This is a genomic window from Xanthomonas vasicola (assembly GCF_000772705.2).
GTDB lineage: Bacteria > Pseudomonadota > Gammaproteobacteria > Xanthomonadales > Xanthomonadaceae > Xanthomonas > Xanthomonas vasicola.
Genome location: NZ_JSBW02000067.1, coordinates 60,541 through 79,738 on the forward strand (window position 1 = coordinate 60,541; position 19,198 = coordinate 79,738).

Sequence of the window (19,198 nt, forward strand, 5' to 3'; positions counted from 1 at the left end):
TGAATTTAGGTATTGGTAATCGGCTAGAAGCTAGCTCTTAGAAACCAGCTACCTTCACGATTTCGCAGGAAGACGCAGTACCTGACCCGGAAAGATCTTGTCAGGATTTTTCAGCGTTTCGCGGTTGGCTTCGAAAATACGTGTCCACAAATTGCCGTCGCCCAGATGGCGCTTGGCGATACTGGAAAGGCTGTCGCCAGCTTGCACGGTGACCGATTCTTCTACGAGTTGCGCGGTGCTTTGCACACTGGTGCGCACATTGGAAAAATCGGGCGCAGGCGTCACCGCAGCGGTACTGTCGACCGACGAGGTGACGTTGGAAAAATCTGCTTTCTTGTCGACACTCATTGCTGCAATCCCTGTGCATCGCGGTGTCAGCAGGGTGCGCGGGGCGCCGTTAAGCGTGGATCGCGCCACTGTGAAGCTGGCGCGATTCCATCAGTGGCGCTTACTGGCGCAGGTCCCGAAAAAACGACAGCGGCGTCGGCACGCTCGGCGAGCTGCGCAGCGGATTGATGTCCAGGCCGCCACGGCGCGTATAACGGGCCTCGACTACCAACCACTCCGGTGCGCACTGCGTCAGCACGTCATTGAAAATGCGCTCGACGCATTGCTCATGAAATTCGGCGTGGTCGCGGAAACTCACCAGATAGCGCAGTAGCCCTTCGCGGTCGATCGGTGTGCCGCGGTAACGCAGGGTGACGCTGGCCCAATCGGGCTGACCGGTGACCGGGCAGTTGGATTTGAGCAGGGCCGAGGTCAGCACTTCTTCCACCACGGGCTGGGCGTGTGCGGCGAGGTACGCGGCATTTGGCGGGCCGTAATCGTCGATGCTGACATCCAGCGCATCGATCGATTCACCCTCGCCTACCGCGTCGATCGGCGGCAGTCCGAATTCCACCGCCACATCGGCACCCGCGCGCGTGGACAGATCGGTGGCAATACGGGTACGCACCGCTTCGGCGCTGTTGAAGCGGGTGGCGTTGAGCGAATTGAGATACAGCTTGAGCGATTTGGATTCGATCAGCGCCGGCGAGTCGCACGGCACATGCAAGGTGGCGGTGGCCACGCAAGGCTTGCCTTGCGCATCGAGCCAGCTGAGCTCGTAGGCATGCCAGCGATCGCGGCCGATAAACGGCAAGTCGCCGCTCAGCCCGATCGCCTCGCGCCCGGCCGCACGCGGAATCGGAAACAGCAACGACGGGTCGTAGCCGCTTGGATAGGCGACCTCACGACCGAGGGTGGAATCTTCTGGGGTATTCATCTGCCCATTTTAGGCCGCACGGGCTGGCCGTGAGGTGTATGGGCAGGCGCATCGCGGAGCCAACGAACCACTTGCAGTTCACCGCGCGTACCCAATCATCCCGCACCGCCGCAGGAGGAGGGAATCGCCGAGCCCGCAGACGATTCCCTATTCCCGATTCAGCCCGCTTCACCCTGATGCAGATAATCCAGCGACACCTGCAGCAGCGCGCGCAAGCCCACATCCAGCGACGACTCGTCCAGCAGGAACTGCGGCGAATGGTTGCTGGGCGCGGTGGCCGGGTCGATGCCCTTGGCGGTGGAGCCGACGAAGAAGAACATCGACGGCACCTGCTGGGCGTAGAACGAGAAATCTTCCGCGCCCATCTGCAACGGCGGTTCGTACACATTGTCGGCGCCCACCACGGCCTGCAGGCTGGGCAGCATCTTGGCGGTCAGTGCGGGGTCGTTGACGGTGGCCGGGTTGCCTGGCTGATCCGGCACCTGCGCCTCGACCTTGGCCCCATGCGCGGCGGCGGTGTGTTCGGCCACGTTCTTGAGATCGGCAAAGATCTGCTGGCGCATGCCTGCGTCGAAGGTGCGGATGGTGCCGACCATTTCCACATCGTCGGGGATGATGTTGTAGCGGATACCGCCCTTGATCGCGCCGAAACTGAGCACGGCCGGCTGCTTGGACAGGTTGGCGCGACGGCTGATCACCGTTTGCGCGGCGCCGATCATGTCGGCGCTGGCCACGATCGGGTCGATGCCGTTCCACGGCGCCGAGCCATGGGTCTGGCGGCCGATCATCTTGATCGCGAAGCGATCCGACGCCGCCATCAGCGGGCCGCCGCGCACGGCGATCTTGCCGGCCTGCACGCTGGAGAACACATGCAGGCCGAACACCGCCTGCGGCTTGAAGTCGGCAAACAGGCCTTCCTTCAGCATCAGCGAGGCGCCGCCCTCTTCGTTGCCGGGCGCGCCTTCTTCGGAAGGCTGGAAGATCAGCATCACTTCGCCCGGTAACTGGTCGCGCATGCCGACCAGCGCCTCGGCCACGCCGAGCAGGATGGCGGTGTGGGCGTCGTGGCCGCAGGCATGCATCACCCCAACCTGCTCGCCGCGGTAATCGGCGGTGGCCTTGGAGGCGAACGGCAGCCCGGCCTGCTCTTTCACCGGCAGCGCGTCCATGTCCGCACGCAGCGCGATCATCGGGCCGGGCTTGCCGCCCTTGATGATGGCCACCACGCCGTGATGGGCAATGCCGGTGCGCGGCTTGAGGCCCAACTTGCGCAGCTGCGCGGCCACCGTGGCGGCGGTGCGCTCTTCGCGGTTAGACAGCTCGGGGTGCTGGTGGAAGTTGCGGCGCCATTGCACCACCTTGGCCTGCAGCGGGGCGGCGGCGGCCTGGACTTCGGGCCGTTGCGCGGTCTGCGCAGCGGCGAGCGTGGGCAGGGCGAGCAGCAGCGCGCTGGTCAGCAGATGGGAGGGGCGCATCGGCAATCCTCGACAGGTGGTTTCTTAATGTAGTGCAGGCGCGCGCCGGATGGGCTGCAGTGGGGCCCGATTCAGCCCGGCGGTCAACCGCGGTAGCCGTGGCGCGTTGCCGCTGCAGTGCAAGTGTGAACGTTGCGGCCGTTTCGCCGGCCGAGCCGTTACTTCAGTAACGTCCAATCGGTAGAGCGCAACGATATGCTTTGCACAGCCGCCCCACGGTCGCACCCACGCGGCCGGCCCGCCCTCAGGAGTTGTCGCATGTCGCGTTTTTGGAAGATCACACTGCTGGTTATAGCGGTGTTTGTCGTGATGTTCGTCGCAATGCGGATGATGGGTGGGGGCAATCATGGCAAGCGCGCAGGCACGCCGGACGGCAATGACCCGGACAACAGCGGCCCGGTACCGGTGACGGTGGTGGCGGCCTCCACGCAGGATGTGCCGGTCTATGCCAGCGCGCTGGGCACGGTCACCGCGCTCAATACGGTCACCGTCAGCCCGCAGGTGGGCGGCCAGTTGATGAGCCTGAACTTCAAGGAAGGCCAGGAAGTGAAGAAGGGCGATCTGCTGGCGCAGATCGATCCGCGCACGCTGCAGGCCAGCTACGACCAGGCGTTGGCGGCCAAGCGCCAGAACCAGGCGCTGTTGGCGACCTCGCGGGTGAATTATCAGCGTTCCAACGACCCGGCCTACAAGCAGTACGTCTCGCGCACGGATCTGGATACCCAACGCAACCAGGTTGCCCAATACGAGGCCGCGGTTGCGGCCAACGATGCGCAGATGCGCTCGGCACAGGTGCAGTTGCAGTTCACCCGCGTCACTGCGCCGATCGACGGCATCGCCGGCATCCGTGGCGTGGACGTGGGCAACATCGTCAGCAGCAGCTCCACGATCGTCACCCTGACCCAGATCCGCCCGATCTACGTGTCTTTCAACCTGCCCGAGCGTGAGTTGCAGGCAGTGCGTACCGGGCAAACGGCGGCGCCGCTGGCGGTGGCGGCGCTGGATCGCGGCGATGCGCATGTGATCAGCAGCGACGGCAAGCTGGATGTGATCGACAACCGCATCTCCGCCGACAGCGGCACTTTCGGCGCGCGCGCGATCTTCGCCAACACCGATAACGCGCTGTGGCCGGGTCAGTTCGTCAACGTGCGCCTGCAGCTGCGCACCATCACCGGCGGCACTGTGGTGCCGACCCAATCGGTACAGCGCGGCCCTGACGGCGATTACGTCTACGTGGTGGGCAGCGACAACACCGCACAGATGCGCACCGTGGTGCAGGGCGTGGAGGTGGACGACAGCCATGTGCAGGTGACCAAGGGCCTCAAGCCCGGCGAGCGCGTGGTGACCGAAGGCCAGTTCCGCCTGAAACCGGGCAGCAAGGTCAGCGCGCTCAAGCCGGGCGAAACACCGCCGGAGCCGACCGAAGCCGAACTCAAGGCCGCGAAGGACAAACAGAGCCGTGCTGGTGGCGCCGGCGGCCGCCGTGGCGGCGGTCCGCGCTAACTCTCGACCAACGGCGACGGAACCTCCGCCGCCGATGTGCGTCGGCGCTGCATGCGCCGGCTTCGCTTGACGTCTTCAGCAAGGACACCCCCCGTGGGCTTTTCGACCATCTTCATCCGCCGCCCGATCGCCACGTCGTTGTTGATGGCCGGCGTCCTGCTGTTAGGCATCCTGGGCTACCGTCAACTGCCGGTCTCTGCATTGCCGGAAATCGACGCCCCCAGCCTGGTCGTCACCACCCAGTACCCCGGCGCCAATGCGACCACCATGGCCTCGCTGGTGACCACGCCGCTAGAGCGCCAGTTCGGGCAGATCTCCGGCCTGCAGATGATGACCTCCGATTCGTCGGCAGGCCTGTCCACGATCATTCTGCAGTTCTCGATGGAGCGCGATATCGATATCGCCTCGCAGGATGTGCAGGCGGCGATCCGTCAGGCCACCCTGCCCTCCTCGCTGCCATACCAGCCGGTCTATAACCGGGTCAATCCGGCCGATGCGGCAATTCTCACGCTCAAGCTCACCTCCGATTCGCTGCCGCTGCGCGAAATCAACCGCTATGCGGATGCGATCCTGGCCCAGCGCCTGTCGCAGGTGCCGGGTGTGGGCCTGGTGTCGATCGCCGGCAACGTGCGCCCTGCCGTGCGCATCCAGGTCAACCCGGCGCAGCTGTCGAACATGGGCCTGACCATGGAGTCGCTGCGCAGCGCGCTGACCCAGACCAACGTCAGTGCGCCCAAGGGCTCGCTCAACGGCAAGACCCAGTCCTACAGCATCGGCACCAACGACCAGCTCACCGACGCGGCGCAGTACCGCGAGACCATCATCAGCTACAAGGACGGCCGCCCGGTGCGGCTTGCCGACGTGGCCAACGTGGTCGATGGCGTGGAGAACGATCAGCTTGCCGCCTGGGCCGACGGCAAACAGGCGGTGCTGCTGGAGATCCGCCGCCAGCCCGGCGCCAACATCGTGCAGACGGTGGAGCAGATCCGCAACATCCTGCCGCAGCTGCGATCGGTGTTGCCGGCCGATGTACATCTGGAGGTGTTCTCCGACCGCACCGAAACCATTCGCGCCTCGGTGCATGAGGTGAAGTTCACCCTGGTGCTGACCATTGCGCTGGTGGTGGCGGTGATCTTCGTGTTCCTGCGCCGGCTGTGGGCTACCATCATTCCCTCGGTGGCGGTGCCGTTGTCGCTGGCGGGCACCTTCGGGGTGATGGCCTTCGCGGGCATGTCGCTGGACAACCTGTCGCTGATGGCGCTGGTGGTGGCGACCGGGTTCGTAGTCGACGATGCGATCGTGATGATCGAGAACATCGTGCGCTACATCGAACAGGGCAAGAGCGGGCCGGAAGCGGCCGAAATCGGTGCCAAGCAGATCGGCTTCACCGTGTTGTCGCTGACCGTGTCGCTGGTGGCGGTGTTCCTGCCGCTGCTGCTGATGCCGGGCGTGACCGGGCGGCTGTTCCACGAGTTTGCGTGGGTGCTGTCGATCGCGGTGGTGATCTCGATGCTGGTGTCGCTGACGCTGACACCGATGATGTGCGCCTACCTGCTCAAGCCCGATGCCCTGCCCGAAGGCGAGGACGCGCACGAGCGCGCAACCGCCGCCGGCAAGCGCAATCTGTGGACGCGCACCGTGGGCACTTACGAGCGCAGCCTGGACTGGGTGCTTGCCCACCAACCGCTGACCCTGGCCGTGGCGATCGGCGCGGTAGCGTTGACGGTGGTGCTGTATGTGACGATCCCCAAGGGCTTGCTGCCCGAGCAGGACACCGGCCTGATCACCGGCGTGGTGCAGGCCGACCAGAACGTGGCGTTCCCGCAGATGGAACAACGCACCCAGGCGGTGGCCGCCGCATTGCAGAAAGACCCGGCGGTGACCGGCGTGGCCGCCTTCATCGGCGCCGGCACCATGAACCCCACGCTCAACCAGGGCCAGCTGTCGATCGTACTGAAGACACGCAGCGACCGCGAGGGCCTGGACGAGGTGCTGCCGCGCCTGCAGAAAGCCGTGGCCGGCATTCCGGGCGTGGCCTTGTTCCTCAAGCCGGTGCAGGACGTCACCCTGGACACGCGCGTGGCCGCGACCGAATACCAGTATTCGATCTCGGACGTGGACAGCAGCGAGCTGGCCACCTGGGCAGGGCGCATGACCGAGGCAATGCGCAAACTGCCCGAGCTGGCGGACGTGGACAACAACCTGGCCAACCAGGGGCGTGCGCTGGAACTGAGCATCGACCGCGACAAGGCCAGCATGCTCGGCGTGCCGATGCAGACCATCGACGACACGCTGTACGACTCGTTTGGCCAGCGCCAGATCTCCACCATCTTCACCGAACTCAATCAGTACCGCGTGGTGCTGGAAGTGGCGCCGGAATTTCGTACCAGCACCGCGTTGATGAATCAGCTGGCAGTGGCCAGCAACGGCAGCGGCGCGCTTACCGGCACCAACGCCACCAGCTTCGGCCAGGTGACCTCGTCCAACTCGTCCACGGCCACCGGTGTGGGCGCGCAGAACACCGGCATCGTGGTTGGTGCGGGCAGCATCATTCCGCTGGCCGCGTTGGCCGAAGCCAAGGTCACCAACACACCGTTGGTGGTGAGCCACCAGCAGCAGCTGCCGGCCGTCACCATCTCGTTCAATCTGGCGCCTGGGCATTCGTTGTCGCAGGCCGTGGCGGCAATTGAGAAGGCACGCGAAGCGCTCAAGATCCCGACCCAGGTGCATGCGCAGTTCGTCGGCAAGGCCGGCGAATTCACCGGCAGCCAGACCGACATCGTGTGGCTGCTACTGGCCTCGATCGTGGTGATCTACATCGTGCTGGGCGTGTTGTACGAAAGCTACATCCACCCGTTGACGATCATCTCCACGCTGCCGCCGGCCGGTGTCGGTGCATTGCTGGCCTTGATGATGTGCGGGCTAAGCCTGTCGGTGGACGGCATCGTCGGCATCGTGCTGCTGATCGGCATCGTCAAGAAGAACGCCATCATGATGATCGACTTCGCCATCGACGCACGCCGCGAAGGGGCGAACGCGCACGATGCGATCCGGCGCGCCTGCCTGCTGCGCTTCCGTCCGATCATGATGACCACCGCAGCCGCCATGCTGGGCGCATTGCCGTTGGCGCTGGGCACCGGTATCGGCTCGGAACTGCGCCGCCCGCTGGGTATCGCCATTGTCGGCGGCCTGCTGCTCTCGCAGCTGGTGACGCTGTACACCACCCCGGTGATCTATCTGTACATGGAACGCGGCGGCGAGCGGCTGCGTGCATGGCGTGCGCGACGCGCGGCGCAGCGTGACGGCATCACCGCAGCATCCACGTCGGAGCGCTCGGCATGATGACCGGTGACGTCATCGCTGTTGGGTCTGCTCGTCCTCAGCATCGTCTGCTCGCACGCAGCGTTGGCTTTCGCCGATTCCCGAATCCCGATTCCCGATTCCCGGCAGTCACCCCATGAACATCTCTGCGCCCTTCATCAAGCGCCCGATCGGCACCTCGTTGCTGGCGATCGGTTTGTTCGTGATCGGATTGATGTGCTACCTGCGGCTGGGTGTGGCGTCGCTGCCGAACATCCAGATTCCGATTATTTTCGTGCATGCCACGCAGTCCGGTGCCGACGCCAGCACCATGGCCTCCACCGTCACCGCACCGCTGGAACGTCACCTGGGCCAATTGCCAGGTATAGACCGCATGCGCTCCTCCAGCTCGGAGAGCAGCAGCCTGGTCGTGCTGGTGTTCCAGAGCAGTCGCAAAATCGATTCGGCCGCGCAGGACATCCAGACTGCGATCAATGCATCGCAGTCGGACCTGCCCTCCGGGCTCGGCACGCCGATGTACTCCAAGGCCAACCCGAACGACGACCCGGTGATCGCCATCGCGCTCACTTCGGACACGCAATCGGCCGATGAACTCTACAACGTTGCCGATTCGCTGCTGGCGCAGCGGTTGCGCCAGATCACCGGCATCAGCTCGGTGGATATCGCCGGTGCCTCCACGCCCGCAGTGCGAGTGGACGTGGATCTGCGTGCGCTCAACGCGCTGGGCCTGACCCCGGACAATCTGCGCAATGCCGTGCGCGCAGCCAATGTCACCTCGCCGACCGGATTCCTGTCCGACGGCAATACCACCATGGCCATCATCGCCAACGATTCGGTATCCAAGGCCGCCGATTTTGCGCAGCTGGCAATCGCCACCCAGTCCAACGGACGCATCGTGCGGCTGGGCGATGTGGCCACCGTTTACGACGGTCAACAGGATGCCTATCAAGCTGCCTGGTTCAATGGCAAACGGGCAGTGGTGATGTATGCCTTCACCCGCGCCGGCGCCAACATCGTCGAAACCGTGGACCAGGTGAAGGCACAGATTCCCGAGCTGCGTAGCTATCTGCAGCCCGGCACCACGCTGACGCCCTACTTCGACCGCACGCCCACCATTCGCGCCTCGCTGCACGAGGTACAGGTAACGCTGATGATCAGCCTGGCGATGGTGATCCTGACCATGGCGCTGTTCCTGCGCCGGCTGGCGCCAACGCTGATCGCCGCGGTGGCCGTGCCGCTGTCGCTGGCTGGTTCGGCGCTGGTGATGTACATGCTCGGCTTCACCTTGAACAACCTCAGCCTGCTGGCGTTGGTGATCGCAATTGGCTTCGTGGTCGACGATGCGATCGTGGTGATCGAAAACGTCATGCGCCATCTGGACGAAGGCATGTCGCGCATGGACGCCGCGTTGGCTGGTGCGCGCGAGATCGGCTTCACCATCGTCTCCATCACCGCCTCGCTGGTGGCGGTGTTTATCCCGATGCTGTTCGCCAGCGGCATGATCGGCGCGTTCTTCCGCGAGTTCACAGTGACCTTGGTGGCGGCAATCGTGGTCTCGATGCTGGTGTCGCTGACGTTGACGCCGGCACTATGCAGCCGCTTCTTGTCGGCACATGCTGAGCAAGAAAAGCCCAGCCGTTTCGGTGCCTGGCTGGACCGCATGCACGACCGCATGTTGCGTGCGTACACGGTGGCGCTGGACTTCTCGCTGCGCCACGCGCTGCTGCTGTCGTTGACGCCGTTGTTGCTGATCGCCGCCACCATCTTGTTGGGTAGCGCAGTCAAAAAGGGGTCGTTTCCCGCGCAGGACACCGGCCTGATCTGGGGCCGCGCCAATTCCAGTGCCACGGTGTCGTTCGCCGACATGGTCAGCCGCCAGCGCCGCATCACCGACATGCTGATGGCCGACCCAGCGGTGAAAACCGTTGGCGCACGCCTGGGCTCCAGCCGTCAGGGATCGAGCGCATCGTTCAATATCGAGCTGAAAAAGCGCGATGAAGGCCGTCGTGATACCACCGCAGACGTGGTTGCGCGCCTGAGCGCCAAGGCCGACCGTTACCCGGATCTGGACCTGCGCCTGCGCGCGATCCAGGACCTGCCCAGCGACGGCGGCGGCGGTACCAGCCAGGGCGCGCAATACCGCGTCTCGCTACAGGGCAACGACCTGGCGCAGTTGCAGGAATGGCTGCCCAAACTGCAGGCCGCGCTGAAGAAGAATCCACGCCTGCGCGATGTCGGCACTGATGTGGACACCTCGGGCCTGCGCCAGAACATCGTGATCGACCGCGCCAAGGCCGCGCGCCTGGGCATTACGGTCGGCGCCATTGATGGCGCGCTGTATGGCGCGTTCGGTCAGCGCTCCATTTCCACCATCTATTCCGATCTCAATCAGTACAGCGTGGTGGTCAATGCGCTGCCGTCGCAGACCGCCACGCCCAAGGCGCTGGACCAGATCTTCGTGCCCAACCGTGCCGGCCAAATGGTGCCGATCACCGCCGTCGCCACCCAGGTTCCGGGCCTGGCGCCGCCGCAGATCATCCATGAAAACCAGTACACCACGATGGATCTGAGCTACAACCTGGCGCCGGGCGTGAGCACGGGCGAGGCGGATCTGATCATCAAATCCACCGTGGACGGCTTGCGCATGCCCGACGGCATCCGCCTCAGTGGCGATGACAGTTTCAACGTGCAGCTCAGCGCCAATTCGATGGGCATTCTGCTGCTGGCGGCGGTGCTCACCGTCTACATCGTGCTGGGCATGCTCTACGAGAGCCTGATCCACCCCGTGACCATTCTGTCCACCTTGCCGGCTGCCGGCGTCGGCGCGCTGCTGGCCTTGTTCATCACCAACACCGAACTGTCGGTGATCTCGATGATCGCCTTGGTGCTGTTGATCGGCATCGTCAAGAAGAACGCCATCATGATGATCGACTTCGCGCTGGTGGCGCAGCGCGTGCACGGCATGGATGCGCGTGCGGCCGCACGCGAGGCGTCGATCGTGCGCTTCCGCCCGATCATGATGACGACGATGGTGGCGATCCTGGCCGCCGTGCCGCTGGCGGTGGGCCTGGGCGAGGGCTCGGAGCTGCGTCGCCCGCTGGGCATCGCAATGATCGGCGGGCTGGTGTTCTCGCAGAGCCTGACCCTGCTCAGCACCCCGGCGCTGTATGTGATCTTCTCGTGCCTGAGCGAGCGCTGGAAAGCACGTCGCGCACGCCGTGCCGAACGCGCTGCGGCGCGGCGTCCGGCGGCACAAGCGCACTGAGGGTTCGCCGCAATCGGTCGCACGGCCCGGTTGCGGTCTTCAGAGCGTTCGGCGCAGCCGCGCAGACGCGTTCGCCTGCGTGGTGATCCATGAGTGGTCTTCGCACGTATTTGCACGCAGACACATCCGCATGCGATCCGCCCGCGCAGCAATGTCATCGGCAATCGCTGAGCGCGGCCGGTGCGCCGCGCGTGTTCAAGCGATCGCGACTACTGGACATGGGCGTGCCGGGAGGTAGGCTGCGCTGGTTGCGGCGCATGCCCACCCCGGCAATGCACGCAGCGATCTCGACCTGCACCGGACCTGATGGCCGACGACATCGGCCTGCTATGGCTGGACAGAACCGCACGCAGCACTCCGCGCCGTAGCCCACCTGCTTCCAAAGGACTGCCGATGCACATTACGCCCTATCTGTATTTTGAAGGCACTTGCCGCGCGGCCTTCGCGCACTACCGGCACGTGCTGGGCGGCGAACTGATGCTGACCACTTACGCACAAATGCCGCCACACGCTGGATCTGACACGTCGATCGACGCTGCGGCAGCGGACCTAGTGATGCATGTGACGCTCGCTGGAGCGAATGGCCCATTGCTGATGGGTTCGGACATGCCACCGGGCCAGCAGTTGCAGGGCGCCAAACCGGTGTCGGTCGGGCTTGGTTTCGACGATAACCTTGAGGCCGAGCGCGCGTATGCGGCGTTGGCCGAAGGCGGTCAGATCCAGATGCCGTTTGGCGAAACGTTCTGGGCCGAAGGCTTCGGCATGTGCACCGACCGCTTCGGCGTCCAATGGCTGGTCAACGGCCGTGACCGGAGTCTGTGATGACCACGCCACGTCACGCCGCAGAAGACCCCGCATGATCACGCAAATTTTCGTCAACCTGCCGGTCAGCCTTCTTCACCGCCATGGGTTTTGCGTTCAACCCGGCCTATGCCGATGAGAACGCCACCTGCCTGATCCTGGGCGAGAATGTCTTTACGATGCTGCTGGTCACACCGTTCTTCCAGGGTTTCAGCCACAAAGGTATCTGCGATACGGCAAATGCTACAGAAACCATCACGACATTGGCGGTGAGCAGCCGCGCCGAGGTGGATGCGCTAGTGAGTAAAGCCCGCGCAACCGGTGGGCGGGCCGACGGCGAAGCGAAGGATGATGGCTTCATGTATCAACACGGCTTTGCCGACCCGGACGGCCACCTGTGGGAAGTCTTCCACAGCAGCGGCGCGCCGGGCTGAGGCGACGGTGAGGCCGCGCGCAATGCAACACTGCGCGCGGCGCCGGCTACACCAGCAAGCCCTGCAAGGACTCGCGCTCCAGCTGCGCATACAGCGCGAATTCGTCGTGTACCTGCGCACCGAGCGCCTGCTCGAAACTGCGCTTGCTCGAATGGGCGGCATAGGCGCGTTGCTCGGCACCACCGAGGTTGGATTGGAAGATGCCGGCCGCGCTGACCGGCAAAAAATCTTCGTAAATGATCGGGTCGGCGCTGACCAGGCCGAGCGCGATCGCGGTTTCTGCCGGCATGCCGGCCACCTGCGCGGGGTCGGCGCGGCCGGCATCGGTGAGCGCGTAGCGGAAATAGCCCAGCCCTTCCTGCCGCAGCAACGCCTCGTCGTCGGGGAAGGCCACGAAGGCAGTCTGCAGCCGGGTGGCGTAATCGGTGCCGGTGCTGCCGGCGCCATCGGCATCGCGCGCCTGCGCCAGCAGCGCGTCGTACAGCGCGCGACCCTTTGGCGTAAGGGCAAGGCCGCGCTGCTCGATCTCGCCGAAGCGTGCGGTATGCGTGCCGTGTTCCGGTTGCCCGCCATCGCCGACAAAACGCACCGGCTCTTCCAGCGCCTTGAAACTGGTCTGCCGCAACAGGATCGGTACGCGCCGACGCGGCGGCCCCTCGATCACCGCCTTGGCATCGATACCGGCGCGCTGCATCTGTTCCTGCGCGGCATCGATGTCCAGCGTGCGTGGCGTGAGGTGATTGATGTGCGGGCCGTGGAAGCTCACCACATCGGCAATCAACTTATGCGCCTGGCTCAGCGCGCGATAGGTCGGCAACGACACCGTGGCATCGCCATGCCAGCGGAAGGTTTCCAGCGCTTCGGCCACGAACTGCCGTGCCTGATCGGCATCCAGCCCGCCCTGCTGTTCGTAGCGCTCGATCAACTGCAAGGCGCCGGCGGTAAAGATCTGGCGCTGCTGCAGGATCTGCTCGGCCTGTGCGCGCAGGGCGGCGTCTTCGATCAGTTCCAGCCGCAGCAGCGAGGTGAACACGCGAAACGGATTTGCCGACAGCGCCGCCTCGTCGATCGGGCGGAATGCGGTGGAATGCACCGGCACGCCGGCCACCGACAGGTCGTAATAGCCCACCGGCTGCATGCCCATCACTGCGAACAACCGACGCAAGGTCGCCAGTTCGGCCGCCGTGCCGACGCGGATGGCGCCGTGCCGTTCCAGATCCAGCCGCGCGCGCTCGTCGTTGCGCTGCAGCCGCTGCGCCAGCGCCGGATTGGCTTGCAGCGTCTGCGCGTTGACCTGCGCCACCAGCGACATCAGGTCGCCATACAACGGCACCTCGGTGCGATACATGTCCGACATCGCCTGGGCGAACCAGCTGCGGATCTGATCGGGAGAGACAAAGGCGGTATCGCGCATGGGCTGGTCTTGGGCAGGTGCCGGCCGAAGGCCAGCGGTAGCGCATTCTCGCCGACCGCGGCCTGGGTCGACCAGCGGCACGGCAGCATCGCAGGCGACGTGTTGTTGCGCAGACAGCCGCGCCATGCCGGCAAGTGCATGGCGTAACGACGCAGCGACCGCGTCAGAGCCCGGCCTGCACCGCCGCTTCGGCCGCTTCGCTCGCCTGGCGCGCCGCTTCCAGGCGCTGCGCATGATCGCCGAGCTGACGCCGCAGCAACGCGTCCAGGGTGATCGGACGTTCCCAGCGGTCGTAGCTGGCCACGATGGCATGCCGCAGTGCACGCATGTGCAGGTTGTCCGGTGCCACCGACAGCCGCGTGACCACACCCTCCCAGCCATCGCGATGGTCGCGGCTGTAAGCGCGTACCGTGTCCCGGCACGACAGCTGCACGGTCTGCGCCCAGAAGCACGCGAAATAGATGTCGCCTGCATGCCAGCCGTGCACTTGCAGCAGCGCCTGCACATACGCGCGCGGCGTGCCGGTATAGCGCGCCACCTCATCGATGAAACTGGCCGGATAGCGCTGCGCATAACTGCCCATATCGGCCAGATGCTGGTCCACCCAGGCATCACCGGTGCCCGGGATCACCCTCGGCGCCGGTTCTTTCGTTGCAGCAGTTGCTGTGGAGACCGGCGAAGCCTGCGCGGCACCCAGCGCCGGCCACAGCAATGCCACCAGCAATGGCAGAGAGCGCAACACGAATGAGCGGGACGCAGGCATGCCCCGATGATGCCGCATGCGTGCGGTGCTGTCAGGCAACGGTGCATCAAGACCCGGTGGCGGGGGCGCAAGGCGAGCCGTGCGCTCAACGAGCGATGTCTGGCAAGGAAGCGCCGTTAGAGCGTCCAAAGTTCAAGATCCGGCACAGGTGTGCGCGCAATTCGCAGCAGGTGCCTCACTCTGATTTCAACCTACTGCTGTCATCAGAAACGGCGCGCAGTCTGTAGAGGTCTAGGCACCGTCGCCATCAACAGCAAGGTGCGCCGACAAGATAGTTCTGTGATATCTGCGCCCACACAATGCACGGATGCACTCCTTGCATGAGCGCGCGTTTCCGGCCCTTAGCGCAGATCGTAAACCCGAACTGGTAACCTCGCGGCAGCCGCTCAGAGCGCAGGAGCCGATGTAGCCGGGACCGACGTAACGCTGGCGCGCGTCGCGGTTTTGCGGGCTGCTGTGGGGATCCGGACCATACAGGCCATTGCCATAGTAAACCTGGCCATAGGGACGCTTGCGCGAGGCACCCAGGCGGATGGGTCCACCAAACCCTCGGTATCCCCCATAGCCCGCGTAGCGGTCGTCAGCATCGTAACGGTCGCCCATTAACTCGGCGCTGCGATCACGCCCGCTCGGTCGAGCCTGCAACCTGGCGATGCTCTCGCCCTGCGCATCGACATAGCCCTGCTCGCGATCGAAGCGCACCTTACGGAAATACAGACGCGTTTGCAGGCGCACGTAATCGCCGCCGTCGTCGTCGTAAGGCTGCCCGTCACGAAAGATGACTTCGCTCGGGTTGATGATTTCGTCTTCCAACTCGGCGGCAGCCGGCGGTGCGGCGCTCGTTAGCAGCCCGAGCAATAACGCCACACCGGCACGCTGGGGCAACGGACAACATGGTCATCGGCACTCCCTCCAAGCTCGGCCGCGCACGCATGCACAGCCGTCAACATCCTGTCGTTGGGCGCATGAGGCGCCCGCGCGTTGACGTATCAAGTTACCAAACCAGTATCGCCGCAACAACGGCGACCTAATCCAGCTTAGCGCTGCTGCGCCAACGCATCCAACCCATGCACTGCTGCCGGCCAGCCGGCGGCGTCGGGCACTTCGCGCATGCGCGGTTCGTCAGCGGCCACACCATGTTCCTGCTCGTGCGCCCAGGTCACGGCATACGGGGTGTAGATGCCCCAGCCGCCGATGGCCAGCACCGGTTCCACGTCCGAGCGCAGCGAATTACCGATCATGACGAACTGCTGCGCCGGCAGATCGAATTCACCGAGCACGCGCGCATAGGTCTGCGGATCCTTTTCAGACACCACTTCCACCCGCGGAAACAGATCCGCCAGGCCGGACTGCTGGATCTTCTGCTCCTGGTGAAACAGGTCGCCCTTGGTGATTAGCACCACGGCGTAATCGGCGGCAATCGCACTGACTGCCTCGCGCACGCCGGCAATTACCTCCACCGGATGCTGCAGCGTGGCACGGCCGATCTCGACGATGCGCTGGATATCGCTGGCTGCAATGCGCGCCTGCGTCAGTTCGATTGCGGTTTCGATCATCGACAGCGTCATGCCCTTGGCGCCGTAACCGAACACCTTGAGGTTGCGCCGTTCCACCGCAAGCAGATGCTGCTGCATGCGGCTATCGCCCAGATCCAGATAACCGGACAGGATCGCTTCGAAATCCGCTTCGGCAGTGCGGTAATAGTCCTCGCTTTTCCAAAGGGTATCGTCGCCGTCGAAGCCGACCAGTTGGATCGCCTGGCCGTCGCGTTGTGCAAGTGCGCTCATCGCGCAAGTTTAGCAGCGCACCGATCTGGCGCCGTGCTCAATCGCCTGCAGCATCGCCCGGCCCGGGCTGGTAGCTGGCGAATTCGTCGCGCGACAGACGCCCATCGCCATTGCTGTCGAAGGCGGCGACATTCTCGCGCAACACCGGATCGGCACTGGCCTCGGCCAGTGTCAGCGATCCATCGCCGTCGGTATCCAGGCTACGGAAACTGCGCGGCGCCAGGCTGCCGGCGGAGGGCGCAACGGATGCCTCGGCACCGCTCGTGGACCCGGCGGATCTGGGTGCGTCGGCAGGCAGCAAGGGCGTGGTCGCCGGTGCCGGGGGATCGATCGGCAAGGGCGACATCGCCGGAGCGGTGCCGCCAGCGGTCGTTGGTAAAGACGGTGCAGGCGTGGCCGGCCGCAATTCGGGCGGCGCGGCAACCGCACAGCACGGAATTGCCAGCCCGACTAAAAATGCAAGACGTGAGTGCGACATGTGGATAAGCGCCCGACGCGTAACGCATCACTTTAGCGCGATAGACGTCAATAAGACGGGAGCGACCCTGGCAGATCGCTCCCGCGTGACCATCCTGTTGTTATTGCGTACTACAGCGTGTGATCGAGCGTTGGCGTGGATCAATGCCAGCGCTCTCGAAGAAATACTTCCTCTCAGAAAGGCAGGGTGTATATCGAACAAACTATCTGCATTAATTACCCTGCGAGCCGCTTGCAGCTCCACCACCCTGCTGCTTGGCGACAAACGCCTTGTACTCGTCCGGGGTCAACTTTCCATCGGCATTGCCATCGGCTTGATCAAAGATTTGCGCAAGGCCGGCATTGACCTGCGCTTCCTGCTTGCTGATGGCGCCATCGCTATCGGTATCCACGCTGGCCCAGGTCTGGCCGCCACCGGATTGCGCGGAAGTGGCCGAACTACCCGACTGCGCCGCGGCATCCTGAGAGGTGCTTTGCGCCATTGCCGGCAGCGCCAGAGCGGCAGCAAGAGAGGCGGTTGCAGCGAGCAGCGAGGTGCGGTTGCGATTCTTCATTAGGGAGGTCTCCTTGGCTTGGGAATGCGCGGTGTCGCCGCACATGGCCTTACCCTACCCATCGCAAATGAACGTCCAACCCGGCGCAATTTTGCGCAAAACATTCTTTTAACCACAGCCTGAATGTTTGCGGTTAATCGCCTGTTAGGCATAGGTGAGTCAAACCGAAGCGACTCATTCAATGCATAAATTTTTTGCGACCTGAACCGCACTTTCACCGGCGATTTCACGCACTCGGCGCGTTATCGTCCCAGCTTCCGGAACTGAACAGTTTCCAACCGAGCACCACACCGGCAAGCGCACCGGCAACCTCAAGCACCACGCGCGAGCCCAATTCGTTGGGATCGTGGATCTTGGCCAGCGCCAAGCGGGCGTACAGCGGCGATTCCAGCCGCACGATACTGGTATAGACAAGATTCCAGATGTCGTCACCGGCGCCGATGGCCACGGTGAGCAGGCAGGCAATGCCGAGCGTCTGGCCATGGTTGAACTGCATACGCCGGGCGATGCGTTCCACTGCTGCAAAGACCAGCACCCCCAGGATGAGCGCGATCAGGCCAGCCTCCAGCGAACCGAGCAGGCCGAAGTGCAGGGGCAAATTCATCGTGACGATCCTGGCAGCAGGCGCATCAGTCTAGCGGCTGCTGCGTTTGAATCCGCGCGCGCGCCGCAACACGGGCGCTGCGAACGAACTGGATGCTAGCCGCGTCGATCGCAGCCGGGCGATGTGGAGATGGCAGGCGATTGCTGGCCTCAGTCCGCTACAGGGTGCAATGCCGTCGTGCATCGCGAAAACGGATTGGCAGGGTGCCGTGGCCGCGGGTGGCTCAGGCGTCGTCCTGCCCACGCGCACTCACCTGCGCCTCGCCCTCTTCATCCCAGCGCACGCTCACCGAAATGGGCTTGCAGCAGACCTGGCAATCTTCGATGTAGTGCTGGTCGCCGCCGGTCAAATCCAACGCCAGCGTGATCCACTCCCCGCAGTACGGGCAGGCGATATCCACAAAGCGTTCCGGGTCGGACATAGCGGTTCCTTGGATCTGTCGAAGCGGGTGATCAGGCGTTGCGGGCGACACCGGCGGGTGCGACGGCAGGCTGGCACTGAAGTGTACGACTGGCGCTGTGCTGGTGCTTGCGTTGTTGCCGGCGATGCGATGGCGACACGTACTGCCCAGAGCTGACGCATGCGCACTGCATTTCTCGCGCGTCCAACCTTCGGAAAAATTGCCGGCATCCAAGGTGGCCGCTTCCGCGTTGCAATGCACACCTGCCGCAAGCCGGCTACCGAGTGCGGGCACCACCTGATGGCCGAACGCCGACGCAGCTATTGATCGGTCGCCCGTCAGTCCACCGGAACATCGTAGGCGGTGTCAGGCCTGGGCTCGGGACGAAATGTGAAATGCCACCATTCCATCGGATAGTTGGCAAACCCTTCGGAAGCCATCGCACGCAGCAGGCGCTGGCGATGTGCGCGTTGCGCTGCACTGATGTCCGGCGCGTCGGTGTGCGCACGCGCATCGAAGAAATCAAAGCCGGTGCCCATGTCTACTGCGTGGCACGCGGCCGCCTTGCACTCCAGCAAGCCCAGATCCAGGGTCGCGCCGCGGCTATGTCCGGAGGTCGGGGCAATGTAATCGCCCAGCAATGCCCGCTTGTCCACCCGCGGGTAGTACTGTGCCTTGCTCGTCTGATCCTGCACATCAGCAGCCCAGGCCACGAATGCTTTCACAGACCGCACCGGCCGATAGCAGTCGAACACTTGCAACCTGTACCCCTCTGCCTTGAGCGTGCGCGCCACCCGCGCCAACGCTTCGGCAGGCGGCCGCAGCAGATAACACCGCGGCGCGTGATATCCCGGCACCACCTGCCCGGTGAAGTTGTTGCTGCTTGCATAACGCATGTCCAATGCGATGTTCGGCGCAAGAACATGCACGTCCACAAGGCCAGCCTCTGCGGCTGTCTTTACCGAGGACACATGCACGTCGCTGGCGACCAGGACAGATGGCGCCATGGCGATCATCAACAGGACGCCTCGAAGAAGAAGCTGTCGCCAGTAGCGACCTTTCCGAAACAGCAGGTTTCGTTTCATGTTTGTTTGCTTACAGAATGCAAAGTTCGCGCGGCGGATCACGCCGTGCCT

The 19,198-nt window shown here is 64.3% G+C and carries 17 protein-coding genes; 5 read left to right on the forward strand and 12 right to left on the reverse strand.

The genetic code is table 11. The annotated features are described in order from the left end of the window. Positions 1-54: 54 nt before the first annotated feature. The 3 genes from NX05_RS17845 to NX05_RS17855 form a co-directional block, all read right to left on the reverse strand. The gene (locus NX05_RS17845; protein ID WP_039431968.1) at positions 55-348 is read right to left on the reverse strand and encodes a LysM peptidoglycan-binding domain-containing protein; all 294 of its coding nucleotides are present in this window, start codon (positions 346-348) and stop codon (positions 55-57) included. Positions 349-448: 100 nt separating this feature from the next. Then, the gene (gene queF, locus NX05_RS17850) at positions 449-1,264 is read right to left on the reverse strand and encodes an NADPH-dependent 7-cyano-7-deazaguanine reductase QueF (RefSeq protein WP_039431970.1); all 816 of its coding nucleotides are present in this window, start codon (positions 1,262-1,264) and stop codon (positions 449-451) included. Between the two features lie 158 nt (positions 1,265-1,422). Next, positions 1,423-2,739, reverse strand: coding sequence for a M20 family metallopeptidase (locus tag NX05_RS17855; protein ID WP_039431972.1), 1,317 nt, complete (start codon positions 2,737-2,739; stop codon positions 1,423-1,425). Positions 2,740-2,997: 258 nt separating this feature from the next. On the opposite strand from NX05_RS17855, the gene NX05_RS17860 reads away from it, so the two are divergent. From NX05_RS17860 to NX05_RS17885, 5 genes are all read left to right on the forward strand, one after another. Further along, complete coding sequence (locus tag NX05_RS17860) at positions 2,998-4,242, forward strand: efflux RND transporter periplasmic adaptor subunit (protein ID WP_039431974.1); 1,245 nt, start codon at positions 2,998-3,000, stop codon at positions 4,240-4,242. Positions 4,243-4,335: 93 nt separating this feature from the next. Then, positions 4,336-7,584, forward strand: a complete 3,249-nt coding sequence (locus tag NX05_RS17865; protein ID WP_039431976.1) for an efflux RND transporter permease subunit — start codon at positions 4,336-4,338, stop codon at positions 7,582-7,584. A 115-nt stretch (positions 7,585-7,699) separates the two neighbouring features. Then, positions 7,700-10,828, forward strand: coding sequence for an efflux RND transporter permease subunit (locus NX05_RS17870; protein ID WP_039431978.1), 3,129 nt, complete (start codon positions 7,700-7,702; stop codon positions 10,826-10,828). A gap of 393 nt (positions 10,829-11,221) precedes the next feature. Continuing rightward, positions 11,222-11,650: a VOC family protein gene (locus tag NX05_RS23075; RefSeq protein ID WP_080764615.1), complete on the forward strand. Its 429-nt coding sequence runs from the start codon at positions 11,222-11,224 to the stop codon at positions 11,648-11,650. Between the two features lie 83 nt (positions 11,651-11,733). Further along, the gene (locus NX05_RS17885; RefSeq protein WP_039431980.1) at positions 11,734-12,063 is read left to right on the forward strand and encodes a VOC family protein; all 330 of its coding nucleotides are present in this window, start codon (positions 11,734-11,736) and stop codon (positions 12,061-12,063) included. Positions 12,064-12,109: 46 nt separating this feature from the next. On the opposite strand, the gene hglS is transcribed toward NX05_RS17885, so the two are convergent. From hglS to NX05_RS17930, 9 genes are all read right to left on the reverse strand, one after another. Beyond that, positions 12,110-13,477 carry a 2-oxoadipate dioxygenase/decarboxylase HglS gene (gene hglS, locus NX05_RS17890; RefSeq protein ID WP_039431981.1) on the reverse strand — a complete coding sequence of 456 codons (1,368 nt, stop codon included), beginning with the start codon at positions 13,475-13,477 and terminating at the stop codon, positions 12,110-12,112. 163 nt (positions 13,478-13,640) lie between these two features. Next, positions 13,641-14,240 (reverse strand): hypothetical protein, encoded by a 600-nt coding sequence (locus tag NX05_RS17895; RefSeq protein ID WP_039431983.1) that lies wholly within the window; start codon positions 14,238-14,240, stop codon positions 13,641-13,643. 231 nt (positions 14,241-14,471) lie between these two features. After that, the gene (locus NX05_RS17900; RefSeq protein WP_039431985.1) at positions 14,472-15,125 is read right to left on the reverse strand and encodes a hypothetical protein; all 654 of its coding nucleotides are present in this window, start codon (positions 15,123-15,125) and stop codon (positions 14,472-14,474) included. A gap of 152 nt (positions 15,126-15,277) precedes the next feature. Next, complete coding sequence (locus tag NX05_RS17905) at positions 15,278-16,027, reverse strand: HAD family hydrolase (protein WP_010363742.1); 750 nt, start codon at positions 16,025-16,027, stop codon at positions 15,278-15,280. 37 nt (positions 16,028-16,064) lie between these two features. Beyond that, entirely contained in the window at positions 16,065-16,472 is a 408-nt protein-coding gene (locus NX05_RS17910) for an EF-hand domain-containing protein (protein WP_026112116.1), read from the reverse strand. A gap of 244 nt (positions 16,473-16,716) precedes the next feature. After that, positions 16,717-17,058 (reverse strand): EF-hand domain-containing protein, encoded by a 342-nt coding sequence (locus NX05_RS17915; protein ID WP_010363744.1) that lies wholly within the window; start codon positions 17,056-17,058, stop codon positions 16,717-16,719. Positions 17,059-17,284: 226 nt separating this feature from the next. Next, positions 17,285-17,662 carry a membrane protein gene (locus NX05_RS17920; RefSeq protein ID WP_010380034.1) on the reverse strand — a complete coding sequence of 126 codons (378 nt, stop codon included), beginning with the start codon at positions 17,660-17,662 and terminating at the stop codon, positions 17,285-17,287. 223 nt (positions 17,663-17,885) lie between these two features. Next, positions 17,886-18,083, reverse strand: coding sequence for a CPXCG motif-containing cysteine-rich protein (locus tag NX05_RS17925; protein WP_010380036.1), 198 nt, complete (start codon positions 18,081-18,083; stop codon positions 17,886-17,888). 317 nt (positions 18,084-18,400) lie between these two features. Next, positions 18,401-19,147: a M15 family metallopeptidase gene (locus NX05_RS17930; protein WP_010380038.1), complete on the reverse strand. Its 747-nt coding sequence runs from the start codon at positions 19,145-19,147 to the stop codon at positions 18,401-18,403. Positions 19,148-19,198: the final 51 nt, after the last annotated feature.